Consider the following 19883-nt stretch of genomic DNA (forward strand, 5'->3'; position numbering starts at 1 on the left):
AACCGGGCGGGCGCGGGGGGCGATCAGTCCTGCTTCAGCTTGACGACGGCATCGACGAGCTGGCCGACGGTTTCGATCTCCGCCTGCATGTTCATGGTGATGATGATGTCGAACTCGTCCTCGATCGCGGCGACGAAATCCATCACGGTCAGGCTGTCCCATTCGAGATCGCCCTGGAAGGTGGTCGTCTCGCTCAGCGCCACGCCCTTCTTGTTGAAGGGGGCGATCTGGGCGGCGACGGTGTCGAAGATGGTCTGGCGGTCGCTCATGATGATCCTTTCGCGGAAGCCGCATGGCATGCAAATGCGGCGTCTTTCCGGCGGCCTATAGCAAACCGGCGTCGCGATACCACCGGGCGGTGGCCGCGAGCCCGTCGGCGGTGGCGATGGCGGGCGTCCAGAGCGACGGATCGGGGCGCCGGGCGGGGTCGGCGGTCCAGTCGGGATGGCAGAGATAGCCGACCCGGTCGGGGGTCAGCTTGGCGCCCGCACCGCGGAAACGGCGGTCGAGCCGCGCACCGAGGCGCAGCAGCCCGGCCGGCAGGTGCATCGGCAGCACGCGGGTGCCGACCGCACGGCCGATCAGCCGGGCGAGATCGGCATGGGTCAGCACGGTGCCGTCATCCACCTCCAGCACCGCAGGCGGGCCGCGGGTGAGCCCGAGGGCGACAATCAGGCGAGCGAGATCCTCCACCGCGACCAGCGACAGGCGACCGGGTGGTGGCAGCAGGGCGAGGCCGCGCCGCGCCAGGCGGAACATGTCGCGCATCTCGGTATCGCCGGGGCCATAGACGCCGGTGGGGCGGACAATCGTCCAGTCGCGGTCGCTTTCCTCCACGAGCGTCTCCGCCTCGCGCTTGGACCAGCCATAATTGGACAGTTGCGGCTCGCGTGCGGAGAGCGAGGAGACATGGACGAAACGGGCGACACCGGCGGCGCGCGCGGCGGCGAGCATCGCGGCGGTGCCGTCGATATTGCCGGCCGCAAAGCCCGCGCGATCGGGCGCGTTGACGACGCCCGCGATGTGGAGAACGGCGTCCGCGCCGCCAGCCAGTGTCGCCAGCGTGTCGGGGCGGTCGAGCGCGCCCTCTACCCAAATCACGCCGTCTCGCAGCGGTTGCGGACGGCGGGTAAGGGCGCGGACCTGGTGGCCGCGGCCAAGCGCCTGTTCCACCACGACGCGGCCGACAAAGCCGGTGGCGCCGGTAACGCCGAGGATCACAGCAGCGCCAGATGGTTGCGGTGGACCAGCGCGGCGCGCGGCGCATAGCCGAGGATCGCGGCCTGCTCGTCCGAACGCCGGCCGAGCAGGCGGGCGGCGTCGGCGGCGTCATATTCGGACAGGCCGCGCGCGATCGTGCCCCCCGGCCCCTCGATCGTGACGAGGTCGCCACGGTCGAAGCGCCCCTCCACCCGCACCGCGCCCGCGGCCAGCAGGCTGCCGCCCCCGGCCAGCGCACGGGCGGCGCCGGCATCGACATGGATCGCACCGCGCGCGGTGAGCCCGCCGGCCAGCCATGCCTTGCGGGCGGGGGCGGCATGGGCGGCGACGAACAGGGTATGACGCGCCTCGGTGGCGAGCGGGTGATCGATGCGGCCGCTGGCGATGGCGAGATGGGCGCCCGCGCTGGTCGCGATGCGCGCCGCCGCGATCTTGGACACCATGCCGCCCGACCCCATGCCGGAGGCCGAGCCGGCATCCGCCATGCCGGCGACCGCATCGATCGCATCGACCCGTGCGATATGGCGCGCGGCGGGGTTGGTGTGCGGATTGGCATCGTACAGGCCGTCGACATCGGACAACAGCACGACGCCGCCGGCACCCGCCGCCTGCGCGATACGCGCGGCAAGCCGGTCATTGTCGCCGAAGCGGATTTCCTCGGTGGCGACGCTGTCATTCTCGTTGATGACGGGCACGATGCCGAGGCCGAGCAGCCGGCCCAGCGTGGCGGCGGCATTCAGGTAGCGGCGGCGATGCTCCAGGTCGTCCAGCGTGACCAGCATCTGCGCCGCCGTGATGCCCTGATCGCCGAGCAGTTCGGCCCAGGTCTGGCTGAGCGCGATCTGGCCGGTCGCGGCGGCGGCCTGCGCATCCTCCAGGCTGGCGCGGCCGCCCTTGGGCAGCCCCAGGCGGCGCGCACCGAGCGCGATGGCGCCCGAGGACACGATCGCGACCTGCTGCCCGGCGCGGTGACGTTCGGCAAGGTCGGCAACAAGGCTGGCGAGCCATTCACGCCGCACCGCACCATCGGGGGCGACAAGCAGCGCCGAGCCGATCTTCACGACCAGCCGCGTGCAGGAGGAGGGAGGAAACAGCGCCATGGCGGACGGCGTTAGCGCGGTTGGCGGGGGGTGCCAATGCATGCCCCGGACGAAGGGGCGGTATCCTTCGCCGCGTTCGCGCGTTCGGTGGGCATGGTTCATTCATGCAGGAGACGATGATGGCGCATGTTCCCGAGGGCGCGGGTGACAATTCCAAGGGCAAGAAGGCATCGCGCATCATCGCGCCGTCGATGGCGGCCTATATGGTCTTCGCGATGCTGATCGCGTTCGGGCTGATGTACGCCTATGCGTCCAACGCCTGACGATTGCAGGGTGTGCAATCGCGCGTGAATTCAATGCACTTGCGAGATAGCTTGCTGCGCTGCACAAGGAGCGGGCCTTTCAGGCATCCTCTCCTAAAAACTTTCATGGCTGGTCTGCGGACCGGCCTTTTTTTTGGCCCGGCCCCGGCGCTCAGCCCCCGAGTTTGGTGAGGATGAAGGCGGCCAGAAAGCCGACCACGGCGATCATACCCGAATAATCGTGCGTCGATTCGGTCGCTTCGGGGATCATGGTATCGACCAGCATCGCCAGGATCGCGCCCGCAGCAACGGCGGTGACGGCCGCAAGGATGTCCGGCGCAGCCCCGGCCAGCGCGGCATTGCCGATCATCGCGGCAAGACCCGAGGCGAGGGCGATGCCGATCCATACGCCGAAGACATAGGTCGGCGACCGGCCCGACCGCTTCATCCCCGCCGCACTCGCCAGCCCCTCGGGAACGTTGGACAGGAACACCGCGGCGACCATCACCGCGCTGACTCCGCCGCCGCTGAGCAGGCTGGTACCGATGACCACCGATTCGGGAATGCCGTCGAGCAGCGCGCCGATCGCGATGGCGAGGCCGGAATTGGCCCCGGCATCGGGCTGCCTCTCCTGCGGGTTGCTGCCCGAACGCTTGCGATGACGCGCGCCCTGTCGCGATACGATGATGTTGGCGAGGGTGTAGACCGCGGCGCCGCCGACGAAACCCGCCGCGGTGGAATCGAAGCCGCCCTGTGCATAGGCCTCGTCCATCAGGTCGAAGGCGACGGCCGAGATCAGCACGCCCGAGCCGATGGCCATGATCGCGGCGATCATGCGCTGTGGCAGGGTGACGAGATAGGGAATGGCCGCGCCGAGGATCAGCGCCGATCCGCCGACCAGCCCCCAAAGACCGGCCGTTACAACCTGATGCATCTACGTTTCCCCATGCCTGACCGGGTGGAACGTGCAAAAGGCCGGCGGGTGCCGGTGATCGCGCTATTTGATGTCAAGTGGCGGAGAGGGTGGGATTCGAACCCACGGTACCCGTGAGGGCACGCCGCATTTCGAGTGCGGTACATTCGACCACTCTGTCACCTCTCCGCTGAGGTTCGCACCGGGCGCCTGGGCGTCCGTCCGATCGGTCGAGGGCGGGCCTCTAATCGAAGGATTCGGGCGATGCAAGCGTCGAACTTGTGCCGCGGCGCAAAAAGCCTAGATTGTTTCCATGCCACGTCATGATCCCGTCCATATGTCCGACCGCCTGGAGGTGGAGGCCCCCGCCATCGCGCACGCCCGCTTCGCGATCGGGGAGGTGGTGCGGCATCGCCTGTTTGATTTCCGGGGCGTGGTGTTCGACGTGGACCCGGTCTTTGCCAATACCGAGGAATGGTACGAGGCGATCCCCGAATCGATTCGGCCGTCCAAGGACCAGCCCTTTTACCATCTGCTCGCCGAGAACATGGAGTCGAGCTACGTCGCCTATGTCAGCCAGCAGAATCTGGTGCCCGACGACAGTGACGAGCCGATCGACCATCCGGCGATCGCCGGGTTGTTCACCGGGTTCGAAGATGGGCGTTATCGCCTGCGACAGGAACATCGGCACTGAGTCCGAGCGCGTGGCGGGGCGAGTCTCATGCGGTGTCGGCAAAACGTCCGAATACCCGCTCGCGCGGTTGACAATGTCGCCTCATTTGCCTAGCTGACGCTTCTTTCCCGCTGGGCGTGGCCTTTGCGGGGCACATGCATTTGGGAAGTGACAACAGCCATGTTCGCAGTCGTGCGCACGGGCGGCAAGCAGTACCGCGTCGCCGCCGGAGACAAGATCGTCGTCGAGAAGATCGAGGGCGAGGCCGGCGCGTCGGTGACGCTGGACGATGTGCTGCTCATGGGCGAGGGCTCGGAGCTGAAGTCGACCAGCGGCCTGACGGTCGCCGCAGAGATCATCGCCCAGGCCAAGGGTGAGAAGGTGATCGTTTTCAAGAAGCGTCGCCGCCACAATTATCGTCGCCGCAACGGCCATCGCCAGAACCACACGATCCTCAAGATCGTTTCGGTCGGCTGAGCAGACGTTTCGAGAATCCAGGAGTAGATCGCAATGGCACATAAGAAAGCAGGCGGTTCTTCGCGCAACGGTCGCGATTCGGCCGGCCGCCGCCTTGGCGTGAAGAAGTTCGGTGGCCAGGAGTGCGTCGCCGGCAACATCCTCGTGCGTCAGCGCGGGACCAAGTTCTATCCGGGCCGCAATGTCGGCATCGGCAAGGATCACACGCTGTTCGCGCTGACCGACGGCCGTGTCGCGTTTGCCGAAGGCAAGCTCGGCCGCAAATATTGCTCGGTCGAAATGATTGCGGCTGCGGCCGAATAAGGGCGATCATACGGGTCGCCCACCAGGGTGACCCGGGTTCCGCGACGGAACCTGCCAAAAAGGGAGACGGGTCACCCCGGCTCCCTTTTTTTCGTGCTCCCGTTCTAGCGTATGTCGTTGTTCCGTCATGTGGATATGGCAGAGCACGCGCGACGCGACGAGGAGTGTACGAGAATGTTCGCGCGGACGGAGAGATTGATGCTGCGGCCCGGCTGGCCGGAGGACGCACCCGAGCTGGTGCGGGCGATCGGCCATGAGGACGTGGTCACGCGGCTGGCACGGGCGCCGTGGCCCTATGCGCTGGGCGATGCGCAGGCGTTCCTGGCGCAGCCGCGCGGGGGCCATGAACCCCGCTTCCTGATCTTCGACGATATCGCGGCCGGCCCGCGGCTGGTCGGCGGGATCGAACTGATCGACGGCGAGGAACTGGCCTATTGGCTGACCCCGGCCGCCTGGGGGCGCGGCTATGCGACCGAGGCGGGGCGCGCGATGATCGACATCGCCCGCCACGCGCTGGGTGTCCGGCGGCTGCACGCGCGCCACTTCGTCGACAATCCCGCATCTGGCCGGGTGCTGGCCAAGCTCGGCTTCTGCGCCACGGGTGAAATCGCGCCGCTCACCTCGCGGGGGCGGCGCGAACCGGGGCTGGCGATCGCCTATGCGCGCGACCTGGACGAGGAGCGAGCGGCGCCGGTGGCGCTCGCGGCCTAGGCGGCGCGCGCTTCCGGCATGACCGCATCGGCATAATCGCTTTCGGCAAGGCCGATCAGCGCGCGGTCGTCATGCTTCCAGGGGTGGAAGCCCGGCAGGAAGTAGCTGAGCCATGCGCCGGCGACCTTGCGCGCCATGCCGGGCCGGACCAGCGCATAATGGAACAGCCGCCACCAGATGCGCGGGCCGGTCAGCCCGTCCTGGCGCAGCAGGTCCAGCATGCCGCGGCGGCGACCGTTCACGAACCGGCCGGTGGTGATGAGCATCACCAGCGCCTTGATCCGCCAGCGCTTGAAACGCGGCCAGTCGCGCGTGGCGTGCAGCCATGTGTCATAGGCAACGCCCTTGTGCTCGATCTCCTCGGCGGCGTGCCACAGCCATAGCCGCGCCGCTTCCCGGTCGCCGCCCGCCAGATGACGGGGGTCGGCGATCAGCGCATGCGCCAAAATCGCGGTGAAATGCTCCAGCGCGGTGGTCGCGGCCAGGCGCACGATCGCGGGCCTGCCGTCGGTCAGCGCCAGTTGCGCCACCACGTCGCGCTCCAGCCGGCTGGTATCGTATCCCTGCTCGGTGACGTGGCGGTTGAAGGCGACATGCTCGCGGCTGTGGATCACCTCCTGCTTCACGAAGGCGCGGATCTCGCCTTGCAGCTTGGGCGGCGTGCCGTCGCGGAACGCCTTGACGCTGTCGCAGAAAAAGGCCTCGCCGCGCGGAAAGGTGACGGACAGCGCATTGTAGAAGGCGGTCGCGACGGGATCGTCGTTCAACCAGTATCGCCGCAACCGCGCGTCGCGGCCGAACCGGACATCGCGCGGCGTGATCGTCAAATCGGCGGGCGTGATTGCTTTGGCCACAAAAACCTCCGACTGTGGTGTAAGTTAGATAGCTTACATCAGTGTAGGTAAGGAGCGTGCGTGGAAGCGTCAACCCGACGTCGTTTGCCCCCGGAGGAGTCGCGCGCCCAGGCGCTGGATGCCGCACGCGCGCTGCTGATCGAATCGGGGCCGCAGGCGATCACGCTGAAGGCGGTGGCGGCGCGGATGGGGCGTACCCATGCCAATCTGCTGCATCATTTCGGCAGCGCCGCCGACCTGCAGCGCGCGCTGGCCGAGCGGATGGCGACCGACATCACGCGCCAGATCGGCGTGGCGGTGCAGGCGGCGCGGTCGGGGGCGGGGGACCCGGCGGCGATCGTCGCGCTGACCTTCGATGCGTTCGGGCGGGAGGGTGGCGGGGCGCTGGCCAGTTGGGTGATCCTGACGGGCGAGCGGGGGGTGTTCGACCCGATGCTGACCGCGATCCGCGAACTGGTGGAGCAATTGTCGTCCAACCCCGCGGACCCGGCGGACAGGGTATTCCTGGCGGAGACGACGCTGTCGCTGGTGCTGACCGCGCTGGGCCAGGCGTTGATCGGCCAGCAACTGGCAGCAGCCCTGGGGCTGGATGGCGAGGCGGCACGCGGGCTGGCGCTGCGCCATCTGCTGGCGGCACACGACGCGCAAGGCGCGCCGCGCCCGTCACAGGATTGACGCTCCCCAAGAGGGGCCGCTTCGGCTAAGGGGCGGACCATGCATTTTCTCGATCAAGCCAAGATTTACGTCCGCTCCGGCGCCGGTGGTCCCGGTGCCGTCAGTTTCCGTCGTGAGAAGTTCATCGAATATGGTGGCCCTGACGGGGGACATGGCGGCAAGGGCGGCGACATCGTGTTCGAGGCGGTGGCCGGACTGAACACGCTGATCGACTTCCGCTACACGCAGCATTTTCGCGCACCGCGCGGACAGGGCGGTTCCGGGTCGAACCGCACGGGCGCCGGCGGCGAGGATCTGGTGATCAAGGTGCCGGTGGGCACGCAGGTGCTGTCCGAGGACAAGGAAGAGGTGCTGATCGACTTCACGAAGGTCGGGCAGCGCGAGATATTCCTGCGCGGCGGCGACGGCGGGCGCGGCAATGCCAGCTATAAGACGTCCACCAACCGCGCGCCGCGCCAGCACGGCACCGGCTGGCCGAACGAAGAGGCGTGGGTGTGGCTGCGCCTGAAGCTGCTGGCGGATGCGGGGCTGGTCGGCCTGCCCAATGCCGGCAAGTCGACCTTCATCAATGCCGTCACCAATGCGCAGGCCAAGGTCGGCGCCTATGCCTTTACCACCACTCGGCCGCAGCTGGGCGTGGTGCGGCACAAGGAACGCGAGTTCGTGGTGGCCGACATTCCCGGCCTGATCGAAGGGGCGGCCGACGGTGCCGGGATCGGCGACCGTTTCCTGGGCCATATCGAGCGGTGCCGCGTGCTGCTGCATCTGGTCGATGCCAATGACGAGGACGTGGCGGAAAGCTATCGCATCGTGCGCGACGAGCTGGAGGCATATGGCGCCGGGCTGGTCGACAAGCCGCAGATCGTAGCGTTGAACAAGATCGATACGCTGGACGACGAGCTGATCGAGGCGCTGTCCGCCGAGCTGGCCGAGGCGAGCGGCGCGGACGTAATCCCGCTGTCGGGCGCGAGCGGCATCGGTGTGGACTGGGTGCTGGACAAGCTGCTGGAGGCGATGGGGCCGCCGGCGGACGCACCGGTGAATGACGATGGCGAGGAAGACACCGTGGAGTGGTCGCCGATCTGATCGGCGAAGCGCTTCCCGCAAACACTGCGTCTGCGGGAAGCGCCGCAGTCCCAACCCCTCCCCGGCCAAGGGGAGGGGTTTTTTGCATCAGCCGACCATGTCTTCCAGTTCGCGGCCGCGGGTTTCGTGAACCATGGCGCGGACGAAGAAGAACGAGACGAACGCCGCGGCGGTGTAGCCCATATAGGTGATCGCCAGACCCGGCGAGACGACCAGCGACGGGAAGCTGACCGAGATCGCCGCGTTGGCGATCCACTGCGCGAAGCCCGACACCGCGAGCGCGGAGCCGCGGATCTGGTTCGGGAACATCTCGCCCAGCATCACCCACATCACCGGGCCCCAGCTGACGTTGAAGAACACGACGTAGAGGTTGGCGGCGACCAGCGCGATGATGCCGGAATTGCCCGGCAGGCTGACCGCACCCGACGCGTCGGTAACGGCGGTGGAGAAGGCCCAGGCGACCGTCGCCAGCGTGACGGTCATCCCCGCCGAGCCGACGAGGAGCAGCGGCTTGCGCCCGATCTTGTCGATCAGGGCAATGGTGAGCAGGCAGGCACCGATCGACAGCGCACCCGACAGGATGTTGATCTGAAGCGCATTGTCCTCGGTAAAGCCGACCGCTTCCCACAAGGTCGCGCCGTAATAGAAGACGACGTTGATGCCGACCAGCTGCTGGAACACGGCAAGGCCGATGCCGACCCACAGGATCGGGCGGATGCGGCCGGTGGTGCGGTCCCGCAGGTCGGACAGGCGCGGCTTGTGCTGATCGCCGGCGAGGCTGGCGCGGATGTCGGCGACCTTGCGGCGCGCGGTTTCGGCGCCGAACAGGCGGGCCAGCACGGTTTCCGCCTGCGCATCGCGGCCACGGACCACCAGATAGCGCGGGCTTTCCGGAATAAAGAGCAGCGCGACCAGATAGATGGCGGCGGGCACCACCTGAAGCCAGAACATCCAGCGCCAGGCGGGGAAGCCCAGCCAGAATTCGGCGGTGGAGCCACCGGCCCAGCGTGCCAGCGCGAAATTGGCGACGAACGCGCCGGTCAGGCCGGAGATGATCATCACCTGCTGCACGCTCGACAGGCGGCCACGGATGCTCGCGGGCGTCACTTCGGAGATGTAGACGGGCGAGGTGACCGATGCCGCACCGACGCCGAGACCACCGATGATCCGCGCGATGATGAAGATCGCCGACGAACCCGCCGCGCCCGCCATCACCGCGGACACCAGGAACAGGACCGCGGCCAGCATCATGGTGTTGCGCCGCCCGATCAGGTCGGCGAGCCGCCCGGCGGTGAAGGCGCCGATCGACGATCCGACAAGGATCGCGCCGACATTGATGCCGATGCCGAGCCGGCCGAGATCGAAGGCCGCCTCGATGCCCTTTTGGGTGCCGTTGATGACACCCGAATCATAGCCGAACATGAACCCGCCGATCGTCGCCACGGCGACGATGAGCGAGATCAGGCCCGTATTGTGCCTGCCTTCCACGTGTCGATCCTTCCCTTGTGGCCGCACATGCCGCCTTCGTTGCGGGCGGGTAGGCGGGTATTGTTCGTGTGGGATCGCCCTCACCCTTCCGGCGCATTCCGCGCCTCCCTCCCTCTCCCGGCGGGAGAGGGAAGGGGCCCACCCGGCGGAGCCGGGTGGGAAGGGTGAGGGCGACCCTCGATCGTCAGACCTTTGCGCGCAGCACCGGCTTGCCGGGCGTGTCGACGCGGAAGGTGAAGATGTCGCCGGCCTGCGGTTGTTCCGCCAGCTGCTCGGGCGACAGGCCCTGCCGCGCGGTGGTGGCATAGGCGGTACGTCCGTCCGGGCCGCCCAGCGCCACCTTGGTGATGTTCGACACGGGGAAGCGCACCTCGTGCGTCATGGTGCCGTCGGGCGAGAAGCGGCGCGCGGCCGATCCGCCGAAGAAGCCGACCCAGACGCCGCCCTCCGCATCGCAGATCGCACCGTCGGGATGGCCATGCTCGTCGCCGAAGGTGAGAAAGGGGCGGGCAGGCTCCAGCGTCCCGTCCGCGTTGATGGCGTGGGCGACGATCGTCTTGCCCAGCGTATCGACATGGTAGAGCACGCTATCGTTCGGCGCGATGGCGGGACCGTTGGTGATGCACACCTTGTCCGCCTCGGCCTCCGAAACCGCACCGTTCTCGAACCGGTAGAGCTGGCCGCTGTCGGCGCTTTCGTCATTGTCCATCGTGCCGAACCAGATGCGACCCTGGCCGTCCACCGCGGCGTCGTTCAGCCGGTTGGCGGGCAGATGCGGCTCGATCTCGGCAAGCCGCTCGAAGGTGCCGGTTTCCGGATCGAAATGATGCAGGCCCGATTGCAGCCCCGCGACGAAGCCGCCGCGCTCCGCCGGCACGACCCAGCCGACCATTTCCGGCGCGGCCCAGTCGTCGCGCGTGTCGGTGGCCGGATCGTAGCGATAGATACGCTGCTGCTTGATGTCGACGAACCACAAGGCGTCGTCGACCCAGATCGGGCCCTCCGCCAGCGTCGCCCCGACGGTCAGAAGATGTTCCGCGTTCATCGCCACCCCGCATCGATAAAATAGTCGTGGCCAGTACACATTTTTGCGTCGTCCGATGCAAGGAACAGCACCAGTGCCGCCACGTCCGACGGCTGGATGCGGCCATCCAGGCACTGGGCGGCGACGATTTCCGCCTCGCCCTCGGGCGTGTACCATTTTTCCTGTCGCGGCGTCTGGACGTTGCCGGGGACGATCGTGTTGACGCGGATGTTCTGGCGACCCAGGTCGCGGGCCAGGCTGCGGGTCAGCCCCTCGATCGCGGCCTTGCACGTCTGGTAGAGGACGAGGTCGTTCAGCGCGAGGTGCCAGCTGATCGACCCGAAGTTCAGGATTGATCCGCCCCCGGCGCGCTTCATCGCAGGGAGCACCGCCTTGGCCGCGAAGAACTGGTGACGCAGGTTCACGTTCAGCCGCTCGTCCCAATAGGCGGGCGTCACGTCGTCGATACCGTGGCGGTCGTCGTTGCCGGCATTGTTGACGAGGATGTCGACCCCGCCCAGCGCCGATTCCAGCTCGGCAAAGACGCGGGCCAGATCGTCCAGATCGGTCAGGTCGCAGCGGCGGAACACCGGGGCATGCGCCGCCCCCGCGCCCAGCCGCGTGACCAGTGCCGCGCTCGCCTCCTCGGCGATGTCGACGAAGCCGACGTGCGCCCCTTGCGCGACGAACGCCTCGACCAGCCCTTCGCCGATGCCGGAGCCACCGCCGGTGACGATGACCCGCTTGCCCGCGAGGCTGGGATAGACGGCGCGATTGTTCATGTCGTTCATGCCGAAAGCAGGCCGCGTGCGCTGAGGTTGCGCATCAGGTCGCCGATCCCGAAGGACCAGGCGGGTGCGGCCTTGGAGGTGGTGACGGTGTTGGTGAGCGTGCCGAGGCGCGGATTGCTGATCGTCACCACATCGCCCGTCTTGTGGGTGAAGCCGCGGCCGGGTTCGTCACGGTCCTGGGTCGGTGCGAACAGCGTGCCGAGGAACAGGACGAAGCCGTCGGGATAATGATGCTCGCTCACCGCCTGCGCCAGCAGGTCCTGCGGATCGCGGCTGATCTCCGACATCGAGCTGGCGCCGTTCAGCACATAGCCGTCGGTGCCCTCGATTTTGAGCGACACCTGGCTCGACCGGACATCGTCCATGGTGAAGCCGTCGTCGAACAGGCGGATCAGGGGGCCGAGCGAGCAGGACGCGTTGTTGTCCTTCGCCTTGCCCAGCAGCAGCGCCGAGCGTCCTTCGAAATCGCGCAGGTTGACGTCGTTGCCGAGCGTGGCGCCGACGGCGTGTGCGTGCGCATCGGCGACCAGCACCACCTCCGGCTCCGGATTGTTCCAGGTCGAATCGGAGCGCACGCCGATCTCCGCGCCGTCGCCGACGGTGGAAAGAACCGGGCTCTTGGTGAAGATCTCCGCATCCGGGCCGATCGCGACCTCCAGATATTGCGACCACATGCCGCCTTCGATCAGCGCCTGCTTCAGGCTGGCCGCCTCGGGCGAGCCGGGGACGACCGAGCGGATGCTGCCGCCCAGCGCCGCTTCCAGCCGCTCGCGCACCGCCGCCGCCGCGGCATAGTCGCCGCGGGCCTGTTCCTCGATCACGCGCTCCAGCGCGGACACCGCGAAGGTGACGCCGGCGGCCTTTACGCATTGCAGGTCGATCGGGCTGAGCAGGGTCAGTGCGTCCTGTTCGGCCAGGTCGCCCAGCGATTCGCCCTGCGCCGGGTCGATCGCGCCGGCGTCGATCAGCGCGGCGACCGTGGGGGCCACGCGGCTCATGTCGATCAGTTCGCCGCGCTCGACCAGCACGGGGCAGGGGCCCTCGCCACGGTCGATGCGGCCGAGAAAGCGCCCTTCGCGCCAGTCGGCCGGCAGCGATGCGATCAACGCGTCAATTTGGTGCAACACCTGTTCCCCTCCGTCTCTGTTAGCGGTATCGGTCGCATCCGAAGAGCCGTCAAGTGGGCGGAAAATCTATAGGAGGGACAAGGGGATGCCGGCAAACGGACGATGGATGACGGCGATCGCGGCCGCTTTGCTGGCGACGACCGGGGTGACAGCGCAGACCGTGCCGGCACCGGGTGCAGCCCCGAGTGCGGCAACGCCGATCCCGAAGCTGGTGAGCAAGAATGGCCGCCACGCGCTGCTGGTCGATGGCGCGCCGTTCCTGATGCTGGGCGCACAGGCGCATAATTCCAGCAACTATGCCGCGTCGCTGCCCAAGATCTGGCCGATGCTGGATCGCATCCACGCCAATACGCTGGAGATACCGATCGCGTGGCAACAGGTGGAGGCGCAGGAGGGCCGGTTTGACTTCTCCTATCTCCAGACGCTGCTCGATCAGGCGCGCACGCATGACAAGCGCGTCGTGCTGTTGTGGTTCGGGACGTGGAAGAACACGTCGCCCAGCTATGCCCCCGACTGGGTGAAGCTGGACAATCGTCGCTTCCCGCGCGCCAAGACGAAGACCGGCGAGGATCATTACGTCCATTCGCCGCACGGGCGCGCGACGCTGGAGGCGGACAAGCGCGCCTTCGTCAAGGTGATCGAATATCTGCGCGATCACGATCCGCAGAATACCGTCATCATGGTGCAGCCGCAGAACGAGGTGGGCAGCTACCGCAACCCGCGCGATTACGGCGCGGAGGCCAATCGCCTGTTCGCGCAAGGTATTCCCGCAGCGCTGGCCAGGAAGACGGGCAAGCGCGGCACTTGGACGCAGGCGTTCGGGGATCAGGCGGACCGCGCGTTCAACACCTGGTACACCGCGTCCTTCGTCAACGCGATCGCGGCCGCCGGCAAGGCGGTGAAGCCGCTGCCCATGTACGTCAACGCCTCGCTGGCCGGGCCGTCCAACGTGCCCGACCCGATGGGCGTGGCCAGCGGCGGTCCGCAGCAGGACGTGCTCGACATCTGGAAGGCGGCGGCGCCCGCGATCGATTTCGCCGCCCCCGACATCTATGATCGCTCCAGCACCAACGTGATCCAGTATCTGGATAAATATGCCCGGCCCGACAATGCGCTGATGGTGCCGGAAATCGGCAACTCGCGTGATTTCGGGCGGTATTTCTATGCGACGATCGGGCGCGGCGGGATCGGTTTTGCGCCCTTCGGCATCGATGACACGGGCGCGTCCAACTATCCGCTGGGTGCCAAGCAACTGGACGATGCGACGCTGGATGCGTTTGCGCTGCCCTATGAAATGCTCGGCTCGATCTCGCGCGACTGGGCCCGGATCGCGGCCAGCCGCCCGACCTGGGGCACCGCCAAGCCGGATGACGGCGCCGCGCAGAAGACGGTGATGGGCCAGTGGGCGATCACGGTGAACTGGGGGCTGTGGCAGTTCGGCCAGGCGGATTGGACCTGGTTGAAGGCCGATCCGACCCCCTGGGGCAAGGAGCCGGTCGGCGGGGTCGCGGTCGCGCAACTGTCCGACGACGAATTCCTGGTCGTGGGCGACCATGCCCGGATCAGCTTCGGCTCCGCGCCCGGTGCGCCGCCGAACGGCATGACCTTGCGCGTCGAGGAAGGCACGTTCCAGGACGGCAAATGGGTGATGCACCGCATCTGGAACGGCGACCAGACAGATTACGGCATCAATCTGGTCGATCGGCCGCAGGTGCTGAAGGTGACCATGGGGCGGTACCGCTAAAGGCACCGGGACAACAGGGGAATAGGGTGATGAAGGGCATGATGATCGCGGCGCTGCTTGCCGGTAGCGCTATCACGTCTGCGCATGCGCAGACCGGGGCGGGGCGGTACGAGAAGGTCGATGGCGGGATCGCGGTGACGCCGGCCGGCGGCCCGGCCGCGCGGGTAACGCTGACCGTGCACGGCGACGGCATCATCCATGTGATCGCCGCGCCACGCACCTCGCTGGGCGCGGTGCAGGCCGAAAGCCTGATGGTGCCGCAGGCGCCGGCGGCGGGTGCGTTCACCGTGCGCGAGGCGGGCGGGCATGTCATCCTCGCGGCGGCGCGCACCACCGCGGATGTCGATCTGGCGACCGGCCGCGTCCGCTTCACCGACGCGCAAGGCCGCGAAACGCTGGCCGAGGCGGGCACGGCGTCCTTTGCCACCAACCTGATCGACGGGCGGCAATATGTCACCGCATCGCAGCAGTTCAATCGCGGCACCGACGAGGGCTTTTACGGCCTGGGGCAGCACCAGAACGCGCAGATGGACTATAATGGCGAGGACGTCGAACTCGCCCAGCACAACATGGACATCGCGGTGCCCTTCGTCGTGTCGACGAAGAATTACGGCCTGTTGTGGGACAATGACGGCATCACCCGCTTCGGCAACCCGGCGCCCTACACGCTGGTCGGACAGGGCGGGGGCGGCACCTTGCGCGTCACCAGCGGCGGCAAGCCGGGCTTCACCGCGCGCTATTATCTGGGCGGCAAGCTGGCGGTGACGCAGCAGGAAGCGACGATCAACTACCAGTATATCCGCGACCAGGCGAAATGGCCTGCCGCGGCCAAGGCGCAGACCACCGCGGCGACCGGCGGGCAGAACACCGCCGGCAATGCGGTGCAGACGCAAAAGGTGGTGTGGACCGGCCGGGTGACGCCGGACAAGGGCGGCGTCCACAAGTTCCAGCTCTACGGCTCCAGCTATTTCAAGGTCTTCGCCGACGGGCGCGAGGTGCTCAACCGCTGGCGGCAGAACTGGAATCCCTGGTATCACAATTTCGACCTGCCGATGACCAAGGGCAAGGCGGTCGACCTGCGCATCGAGTGGGAGCCCAATGCCGGCTATATCGCGCTCCTCCACAACGACCCGCTGCCCGAGGCGGATCGCCATTCGCTGTGGATGACCAGCGAGGTCGCGCGCGCGGTGAACTACTGGTACGTGCCCGGCCGCGACATGGACGACGTGATCGCCGGCTATCGGCAACTGACCGGCAAGGCCGGAATTATGCCAAAATGGGTCTATGGCTTCTGGCAGTCGCGCCAGCGCTACAACACGCAAGACGAAGTAGTCGGCGTGGTCGAGCGCTACCGGGCGTTGAACATCCCGATCGACAATGTCGTGCAGGACTGGTTCTACTGGCCCGAGGACGCCTGGGGCAGCCATGATTTCGAGAAATCCCGCTTCCCCGATCCCAAGGGGATGGTGGACCGGCTGCACGACCTGCACGCCCGCTTCATGATCTCGGTCTGGCCCAAATTCTACCCGACCACCGAGAACTACAAGGAACTGGCCGCCAAGGGGCTGACCTATCAGGGCAACCTGAAGATGGGCAATCGCGACTGGGTGGGCAAGGGCTATGCCAACACCGATTACGATCCCTATTCGGCGCAAGCCCGCCAGATCTTCTGGCGGCAGGTGCGCGACAAGCTGGGGACGATCGGCACCGACGCATGGTGGCTGGATGCCAGCGAGCCCGACATCCATTCCAACCTGTCGATCGAGGAGCGGCTGGCGGTGATGGGGCCAACGGCACGCGGGCCGGCGGCGGAATATTTCAACAGCTTCCCGCTGGTCCACGCGACGGGCGTCTATGACGGCTGGCGCAAGTTCAAGCCGGACGTGCGCCCCTTCATCCTCACCCGCTCCGGCTTCGGCGGATTGCAGCGGACGGGCTCGGCGGTGTGGTCGGGCGACGTGGCCAGCCGGTGGTACGATCTGCGCGCGCAGATCTCGGCCGGCGTCAACGTCTCGCTGTCGGGCATCCCCAACTGGACGCACGATATCGGCGGTTTCGCGCTGGAGGATCGCTTCTCCACCAAGACGCCGACCGCCGCCGATCTGGACGAATGGCGCGAGCTGAACCTGCGCTGGTTCCAGTTCGGCGCGTTCACCCCGCTGTTCCGCAGCCATGGTGAGGCGCCGTACCGCGAGATCTACGAGATCGCGCCCGAGGGTTCGCCGATGCGCGCGTCGATGGTCTGGTACGACCAGCTTCGCTACCGCCTGATGCCCTATATCTACACGGTCGCCGCCGACACCTTCAACAAGGACGGCAGCATCATGCGCGGGCTGGTGATGGACTGGCCGGAGGATCGCACCGCACGCCAGGTCGACGACCAGTATCTGTTCGGCGATGCCTTTCTGGTCGCGCCCGTCACCGAGCACAAGGCGCGGACCCGCTCCGTCTATCTGCCGGGGAATGGGCTGTGGTACGACTTCGCCACGGCGCAGGCCTATCGCGGCGGCGGCCGGGTGAGCGTGGCCGCCCCCTATGAGCGGATGCCGCTGTTCGTGCGCGCCGGCGCGATCGTGCCGATGGGGCCGGTGACGCAATATGTCGACCAGCAGCCCGGCGCACCGCTGACCATCACCGTCTATACCGGCGCAGACGGCCGCTTCTCGCTCTATGAGGATGACGGCACCAGCGAACAATATCGCACCGGCGCCTGGGCGCGCATGCCGATCCGCTATGACGAGGCGACCGGCAGCGTCACGCTGGGCGCGCGCGAGGGCAAGGGGTGGAAGGGCATGCCCGCCACCCGCACGATCCGGGTGAAGTGGGTCTCGCCCGGCCGCCCGGTCACCGACGACAACGGCTTCGATGCCGAAGTGACCTATAGCGGCGCCGAGATGGTGGTGCCGCGCAGCCGCGGTTGAACCGAGCCCCGGCCCCTTCGATCAGGAAAGGGGTCGGAGGTTACTGAACGCTGCCACCAAGAGCGGTATTGATTGCCGCAAACGGACTGGCCAGCGCATCGTGCACCTCCAGCGCGATGACGACCGCGGTGGCGGTGCCGGCAATGGCGAATACGGCATATTGAAAGGCCGACGACCGGTACCGCGAGGTTTCCACCCGCCGGGCGACGCGGCCTTCCGCCACCAGCCGCGCGCGGGTGCGGCGTTCCTGGTCGCTTTCCGTGCGGCCGCTCGGCCGGGTGGCGAGCCGCGCCTCGCGCGTCAGGGCCTCGGCACTGACCCGGTCCTGCGTACGCACACCGAAAAAGCGGTCCTTGCGCCACATGACGCGCCCGATGATGACCAGTGTGCCGCGGCGCACCTCGATATAGTCGCCGGTGTCGGGCGTATGGTCCGCCGCGATCAGCAGGCCGCGCGACGATACGTTATGGATGCAGGCATCCCCCCAGGTCCCGCTCAGGTTCAGGCGGCAGGGCACGAACACCTTCGTGCGCGGCTCGCGCGGGCGCAGGGCGCTCAGCACGAAGGAGGTGGGGCGACGCGATACATGCAACCGATATCGGTGCAACTTGCAAAGATATGGTTTCTTGTTTTGCCGAAATAACCTTCGGCAACCGTTTTTCATCCATAAAAAGGGCGGCGGCCGACAGGATCGCAGTCCTGCCGGCAACCGCCCTTCGTCAGCGCGCCCTTAGTGGTTGTCGCGCGGCAGTCCCTGCGTCTGTGCGATTCGCTGGTACTTTTCCGCGCCCTCCAGGATCGCGCCGGTGTTCATTTGGCCGACCACCGCACGCTGCATCTCCTGCCACGGGGTCTGCGAGGCGGGATATTGGTACCCGCCGGCGGCGACCAGCGCGTCGCGGCGCTGGGTCAGTTCCTCATCGGAGAGCAGCACGTCGGCGGTGCCCTTGTTCAGGTCGATGCGCACGCGGTCGCCGGTGCGCAGCAGCGCCAGGCCACCCATGGCCGCAGCCTCCGGGCTGGCGTTCAGGATCGAGGGCGATCCGGACGTGCCCGACTGACGACCGTCGCCGATGCAGGGCAGGGCGTGCACGCCCTCGGTGATCAGATAGGCGGGCGGGCGCATGTTGACGACTTCCGCGGCGCCCGGATAGCCGATCGGGCCGGCGCCGCGCATGAACATCAGCGTCTCGGGCGTGATGCCGAGCGAAGGGTCGTCGATGCGGTGGTGATAATCCTCCGGCCCGTCGAACACGACCGCCGGCCCCTCGAACGCATCCGGGTCGTTCGGGTTAGACAGGTACCGTTCGCGGAACTCGGTGCCGATCACGCTGGTCTTCATGATCGCGGCGTCGAACAGGTTGCCCGACAGCACGATGAAGCCGGCTTCTTCCTTCAGCGGCTGGTCATAGGGACGGATGACCTTTTCGTCCTCGATTTCCACGCCGCGGCAATTGTCGCCCATGGTGCGGCCGTTCACGGTCAGCGCATCCTCATGGATCAGCCCCTGGCCCATCAGCTGATTGACCACCGCGGGCACGCCGCCGGCACGGTAATAATCCTCGCCCAGATACTCGCCGGCCGGCTGCAGGTTGACGAGCAGCGGCACCTTGTGCCCCTCCGTCTCCCAGTCCTTGAGCGGCAGGTCGACGCCGATGTGACGGGCGAGTGCCGCCAGGTGGATCGGCGCGTTGGTCGATCCGCCGATCGCGGAATTGACCCGGATCGCGTTGTGGAAAGCTTGGCGGGTCAGGATGTCGGACGGCTTCAGGTCCTCGGCCACCATCTCCACGATGCGCTTGCCGGTGATGTACGACACTTCCTGACGGTCGCGATAGGGCGCGGGGATCGCGGCCGAACCGGGCAGCGACATGCCCAGCGCTTCCGCCAGCGAGTTCATCGTGGTCGCGGTGCCCATCGTGTTGCAATAGCCGGTCGACGGCGCGGACGAGGCGACGAGGCGGATGAACTCCTTGTCGTCGATCTCACCGGCGGCGAGCATCTGGCGCGCCTTCCACACGATGGTGCCCGAACCGGTACGCTCGCCCTTGTGCCAGCCGTTCAGCATCGGGCCGACCGACAGCGCGATCGCCGGGATGTTGACGGTGGCGGCGGCCATCAGCGCGGCCGGCGTCGTCTTGTCGCAACCGATGGTCAGCACCACGCCGTCCAGCGGATAGCCGTACAGCACCTCGACCAAGCCCAGATAGGCCAGGTTGCGGTCGAGCCCGGCGGTCGGGCGCTTGCCGGTTTCCTGGATCGGGTGGACCGGGAATTCCAGTACGATGCCGCCCGCTTCGCGAATGCCCTCGCGCACGCGCTCGGCCAGCACCAGATGGTGGCGGTTGCAGGGGCTGAGGTCGGAGCCGGTCTGGGCGATGCCGATGATCGGCTTGCCCGACTGCAACTCCTCCAAGCTCAACCCGAAGTTCAGGTACCGCTCCAGATAGAGCGCGGTCATGTCGATATTGGCGGGATTGTCGAACCAGGCGCGGCTGCGCAGCTTGGGTGTGGTGGACGGTTCGGTCATGAT

Annotated in this window: 20 protein-coding genes and 1 tRNA gene; 9 read left to right on the forward strand and 12 right to left on the reverse strand. The window is 67.3% G+C overall.

Going from position 1 to position 19883, the window contains the following annotated elements; translation table 11 throughout:
• Positions 1–23: 23 nt before the first annotated feature.
• Genes NPJ82_RS05255 through proB form a run of 3 tightly spaced genes read right to left on the reverse strand, consistent with a single transcriptional unit; the run spans position 24 to position 2321 of the window.
• Positions 24–269, reverse strand: a complete 246-nt coding sequence (locus NPJ82_RS05255; RefSeq protein WP_112383549.1) for an acyl carrier protein — start codon at positions 267–269, stop codon at positions 24–26.
• A gap of 55 nt (positions 270–324) precedes the next feature.
• Positions 325–1221 (reverse strand): NAD(P)H-binding protein, encoded by an 897-nt coding sequence (locus NPJ82_RS05260; protein ID WP_342658571.1) that lies wholly within the window; start codon positions 1219–1221, stop codon positions 325–327.
• Positions 1218–2321 carry a glutamate 5-kinase gene (gene proB / locus NPJ82_RS05265; protein ID WP_342658572.1) on the reverse strand — a complete coding sequence of 368 codons (1104 nt, stop codon included), beginning with the start codon at positions 2319–2321 and terminating at the stop codon, positions 1218–1220. The genes NPJ82_RS05260 and proB overlap by 4 nt, the downstream gene beginning before the upstream one ends.
• A gap of 104 nt (positions 2322–2425) precedes the next feature.
• Here proB and NPJ82_RS05270 point away from each other — a divergent pair, with 104 nt between their 5' ends.
• A complete protein-coding gene (locus tag NPJ82_RS05270; RefSeq protein WP_161555560.1) occupies positions 2426–2584 on the forward strand; it encodes a hypothetical protein in 159 nt (52 codons plus the stop codon).
• Positions 2585–2735: 151 nt separating this feature from the next.
• Here NPJ82_RS05270 and NPJ82_RS05275 read toward each other — a convergent pair whose 3' ends face one another.
• Together NPJ82_RS05275 and NPJ82_RS05280 are read right to left on the reverse strand one after the other, a co-directional pair.
• Entirely contained in the window at positions 2736–3497 is a 762-nt protein-coding gene (locus NPJ82_RS05275; RefSeq protein ID WP_342658573.1) for a ZIP family zinc transporter, read from the reverse strand.
• A 78-nt stretch (positions 3498–3575) separates the two neighbouring features.
• Positions 3576–3665 (reverse strand) — tRNA-Ser (locus NPJ82_RS05280).
• Between the two features lie 148 nt (positions 3666–3813).
• Between NPJ82_RS05280 and hspQ the strand changes: the two genes are divergently transcribed.
• From hspQ to NPJ82_RS05300, 4 genes are all read left to right on the forward strand, one after another.
• Positions 3814–4170 (forward strand): heat shock protein HspQ, encoded by a 357-nt coding sequence (gene hspQ, locus NPJ82_RS05285; RefSeq protein ID WP_342658574.1) that lies wholly within the window; start codon positions 3814–3816, stop codon positions 4168–4170.
• 159 nt (positions 4171–4329) lie between these two features.
• Positions 4330–4626, forward strand: coding sequence for a 50S ribosomal protein L21 (rplU, locus tag NPJ82_RS05290; protein WP_112383482.1), 297 nt, complete (start codon positions 4330–4332; stop codon positions 4624–4626).
• A 33-nt stretch (positions 4627–4659) separates the two neighbouring features.
• Positions 4660–4929 (forward strand): 50S ribosomal protein L27, encoded by a 270-nt coding sequence (rpmA, locus tag NPJ82_RS05295; RefSeq protein WP_112383483.1) that lies wholly within the window; start codon positions 4660–4662, stop codon positions 4927–4929.
• A gap of 198 nt (positions 4930–5127) precedes the next feature.
• Positions 5128–5640: a GNAT family N-acetyltransferase gene (locus NPJ82_RS05300; RefSeq protein WP_342658575.1), complete on the forward strand. Its 513-nt coding sequence runs from the start codon at positions 5128–5130 to the stop codon at positions 5638–5640.
• Here NPJ82_RS05300 and NPJ82_RS05305 read toward each other — a convergent pair.
• A complete protein-coding gene (locus NPJ82_RS05305) occupies positions 5637–6494 on the reverse strand; it encodes a metal-dependent hydrolase (RefSeq protein WP_342658576.1) in 858 nt (285 codons plus the stop codon). The genes NPJ82_RS05300 and NPJ82_RS05305 overlap by 4 nt on opposite strands.
• Before the next feature lie 60 nt (positions 6495–6554).
• Between NPJ82_RS05305 and NPJ82_RS05310 the strand changes: the two genes are divergently transcribed.
• On the forward strand, positions 6555–7169 hold the full coding sequence (locus NPJ82_RS05310; protein ID WP_342658577.1) for a TetR/AcrR family transcriptional regulator: 615 nt from the start codon (positions 6555–6557) through the stop codon (positions 7167–7169).
• A 39-nt stretch (positions 7170–7208) separates the two neighbouring features.
• Entirely contained in the window at positions 7209–8255 is a 1047-nt protein-coding gene (obgE, locus tag NPJ82_RS05315; protein WP_342658578.1) for a GTPase ObgE, read from the forward strand.
• An 87-nt stretch (positions 8256–8342) separates the two neighbouring features.
• Here obgE and NPJ82_RS05320 read toward each other — a convergent pair whose 3' ends face one another.
• From NPJ82_RS05320 to NPJ82_RS05335, 4 genes are all read right to left on the reverse strand, one after another.
• Positions 8343–9743: a sugar porter family MFS transporter gene (locus NPJ82_RS05320; RefSeq protein ID WP_112383487.1), complete on the reverse strand. Its 1401-nt coding sequence runs from the start codon at positions 9741–9743 to the stop codon at positions 8343–8345.
• Positions 9744–9927: 184 nt separating this feature from the next.
• Positions 9928–10788, reverse strand: a complete 861-nt coding sequence (locus NPJ82_RS05325; protein WP_342658579.1) for an SMP-30/gluconolactonase/LRE family protein — start codon at positions 10786–10788, stop codon at positions 9928–9930.
• Positions 10785–11549 (reverse strand): SDR family oxidoreductase, encoded by a 765-nt coding sequence (locus NPJ82_RS05330; RefSeq protein WP_342658580.1) that lies wholly within the window; start codon positions 11547–11549, stop codon positions 10785–10787. The genes NPJ82_RS05325 and NPJ82_RS05330 overlap by 4 nt, the downstream gene beginning before the upstream one ends.
• Positions 11550–11554: 5 nt before the next feature.
• The gene (locus tag NPJ82_RS05335) at positions 11555–12685 is read right to left on the reverse strand and encodes a fumarylacetoacetate hydrolase family protein (RefSeq protein ID WP_112383489.1); all 1131 of its coding nucleotides are present in this window, start codon (positions 12683–12685) and stop codon (positions 11555–11557) included.
• Between the two features lie 106 nt (positions 12686–12791).
• On the opposite strand from NPJ82_RS05335, the gene NPJ82_RS05340 reads away from it, so the two are divergent.
• Together NPJ82_RS05340 and NPJ82_RS05345 are read left to right on the forward strand one after the other, a co-directional pair.
• Complete coding sequence (locus tag NPJ82_RS05340) at positions 12792–14429, forward strand: DUF5597 domain-containing protein (protein WP_342658581.1); 1638 nt, start codon at positions 12792–12794, stop codon at positions 14427–14429.
• 29 nt (positions 14430–14458) lie between these two features.
• On the forward strand, positions 14459–17350 hold the full coding sequence (locus NPJ82_RS05345; RefSeq protein ID WP_342658582.1) for a TIM-barrel domain-containing protein: 2892 nt from the start codon (positions 14459–14461) through the stop codon (positions 17348–17350).
• A 40-nt stretch (positions 17351–17390) separates the two neighbouring features.
• Here NPJ82_RS05345 and NPJ82_RS05350 read toward each other — a convergent pair whose 3' ends face one another.
• Positions 17391–17942, reverse strand: a complete 552-nt coding sequence (locus tag NPJ82_RS05350) for a PilZ domain-containing protein (protein ID WP_342658583.1) — start codon at positions 17940–17942, stop codon at positions 17391–17393.
• A 138-nt stretch (positions 17943–18080) separates the two neighbouring features.
• Positions 18081–19880 (reverse strand): IlvD/Edd family dehydratase, encoded by a 1800-nt coding sequence (locus tag NPJ82_RS05355; RefSeq protein ID WP_149681840.1) that lies wholly within the window; start codon positions 19878–19880, stop codon positions 18081–18083.
• Positions 19881–19883 lie beyond the last annotated feature (3 nt).

This window comes from Sphingomonas sp. NY01, assembly GCF_038809135.1.
Lineage (GTDB): Bacteria > Pseudomonadota > Alphaproteobacteria > Sphingomonadales > Sphingomonadaceae > Sphingomonas > Sphingomonas carotinifaciens.

What these genes read in the sequence shown, in the direction of transcription:
- NPJ82_RS05255 (WP_112383549.1), bottom strand. Translation starts at nt 269, where the DNA reads ATGAGCGACCGCCAGACCATCTTCGACACCGTCGCCGCCCAGATCGCC.
- proB (WP_342658572.1), bottom strand. Translation starts at nt 2,321, where the DNA reads ATGGCGCTGTTTCCTCCCTCCTCCTGCACGCGGCTGGTCGTGAAGATC.
- NPJ82_RS05270 (WP_161555560.1), top strand. Translation starts at nt 2,426, where the DNA reads ATGCAGGAGACGATGATGGCGCATGTTCCCGAGGGCGCGGGTGACAAT.
- NPJ82_RS05275 (WP_342658573.1), bottom strand. Translation starts at nt 3,497, where the DNA reads ATGCATCAGGTTGTAACGGCCGGTCTTTGGGGGCTGGTCGGCGGATCG.
- hspQ (WP_342658574.1), top strand. Translation starts at nt 3,814, where the DNA reads ATGTCCGACCGCCTGGAGGTGGAGGCCCCCGCCATCGCGCACGCCCGC.
- rplU (WP_112383482.1), top strand. Translation starts at nt 4,330, where the DNA reads ATGTTCGCAGTCGTGCGCACGGGCGGCAAGCAGTACCGCGTCGCCGCC.
- rpmA (WP_112383483.1), top strand. Translation starts at nt 4,660, where the DNA reads ATGGCACATAAGAAAGCAGGCGGTTCTTCGCGCAACGGTCGCGATTCG.
- NPJ82_RS05300 (WP_342658575.1), top strand. Translation starts at nt 5,128, where the DNA reads ATGCTGCGGCCCGGCTGGCCGGAGGACGCACCCGAGCTGGTGCGGGCG.
- obgE (WP_342658578.1), top strand. Translation starts at nt 7,209, where the DNA reads ATGCATTTTCTCGATCAAGCCAAGATTTACGTCCGCTCCGGCGCCGGT.
- NPJ82_RS05325 (WP_342658579.1), bottom strand. Translation starts at nt 10,788, where the DNA reads ATGAACGCGGAACATCTTCTGACCGTCGGGGCGACGCTGGCGGAGGGC.
- NPJ82_RS05330 (WP_342658580.1), bottom strand. Translation starts at nt 11,549, where the DNA reads ATGAACAATCGCGCCGTCTATCCCAGCCTCGCGGGCAAGCGGGTCATC.
- NPJ82_RS05340 (WP_342658581.1), top strand. Translation starts at nt 12,792, where the DNA reads ATGACGGCGATCGCGGCCGCTTTGCTGGCGACGACCGGGGTGACAGCG.
- NPJ82_RS05345 (WP_342658582.1), top strand. Translation starts at nt 14,459, where the DNA reads ATGAAGGGCATGATGATCGCGGCGCTGCTTGCCGGTAGCGCTATCACG.
- NPJ82_RS05355 (WP_149681840.1), bottom strand. Translation starts at nt 19,880, where the DNA reads ATGACCGAACCGTCCACCACACCCAAGCTGCGCAGCCGCGCCTGGTTC.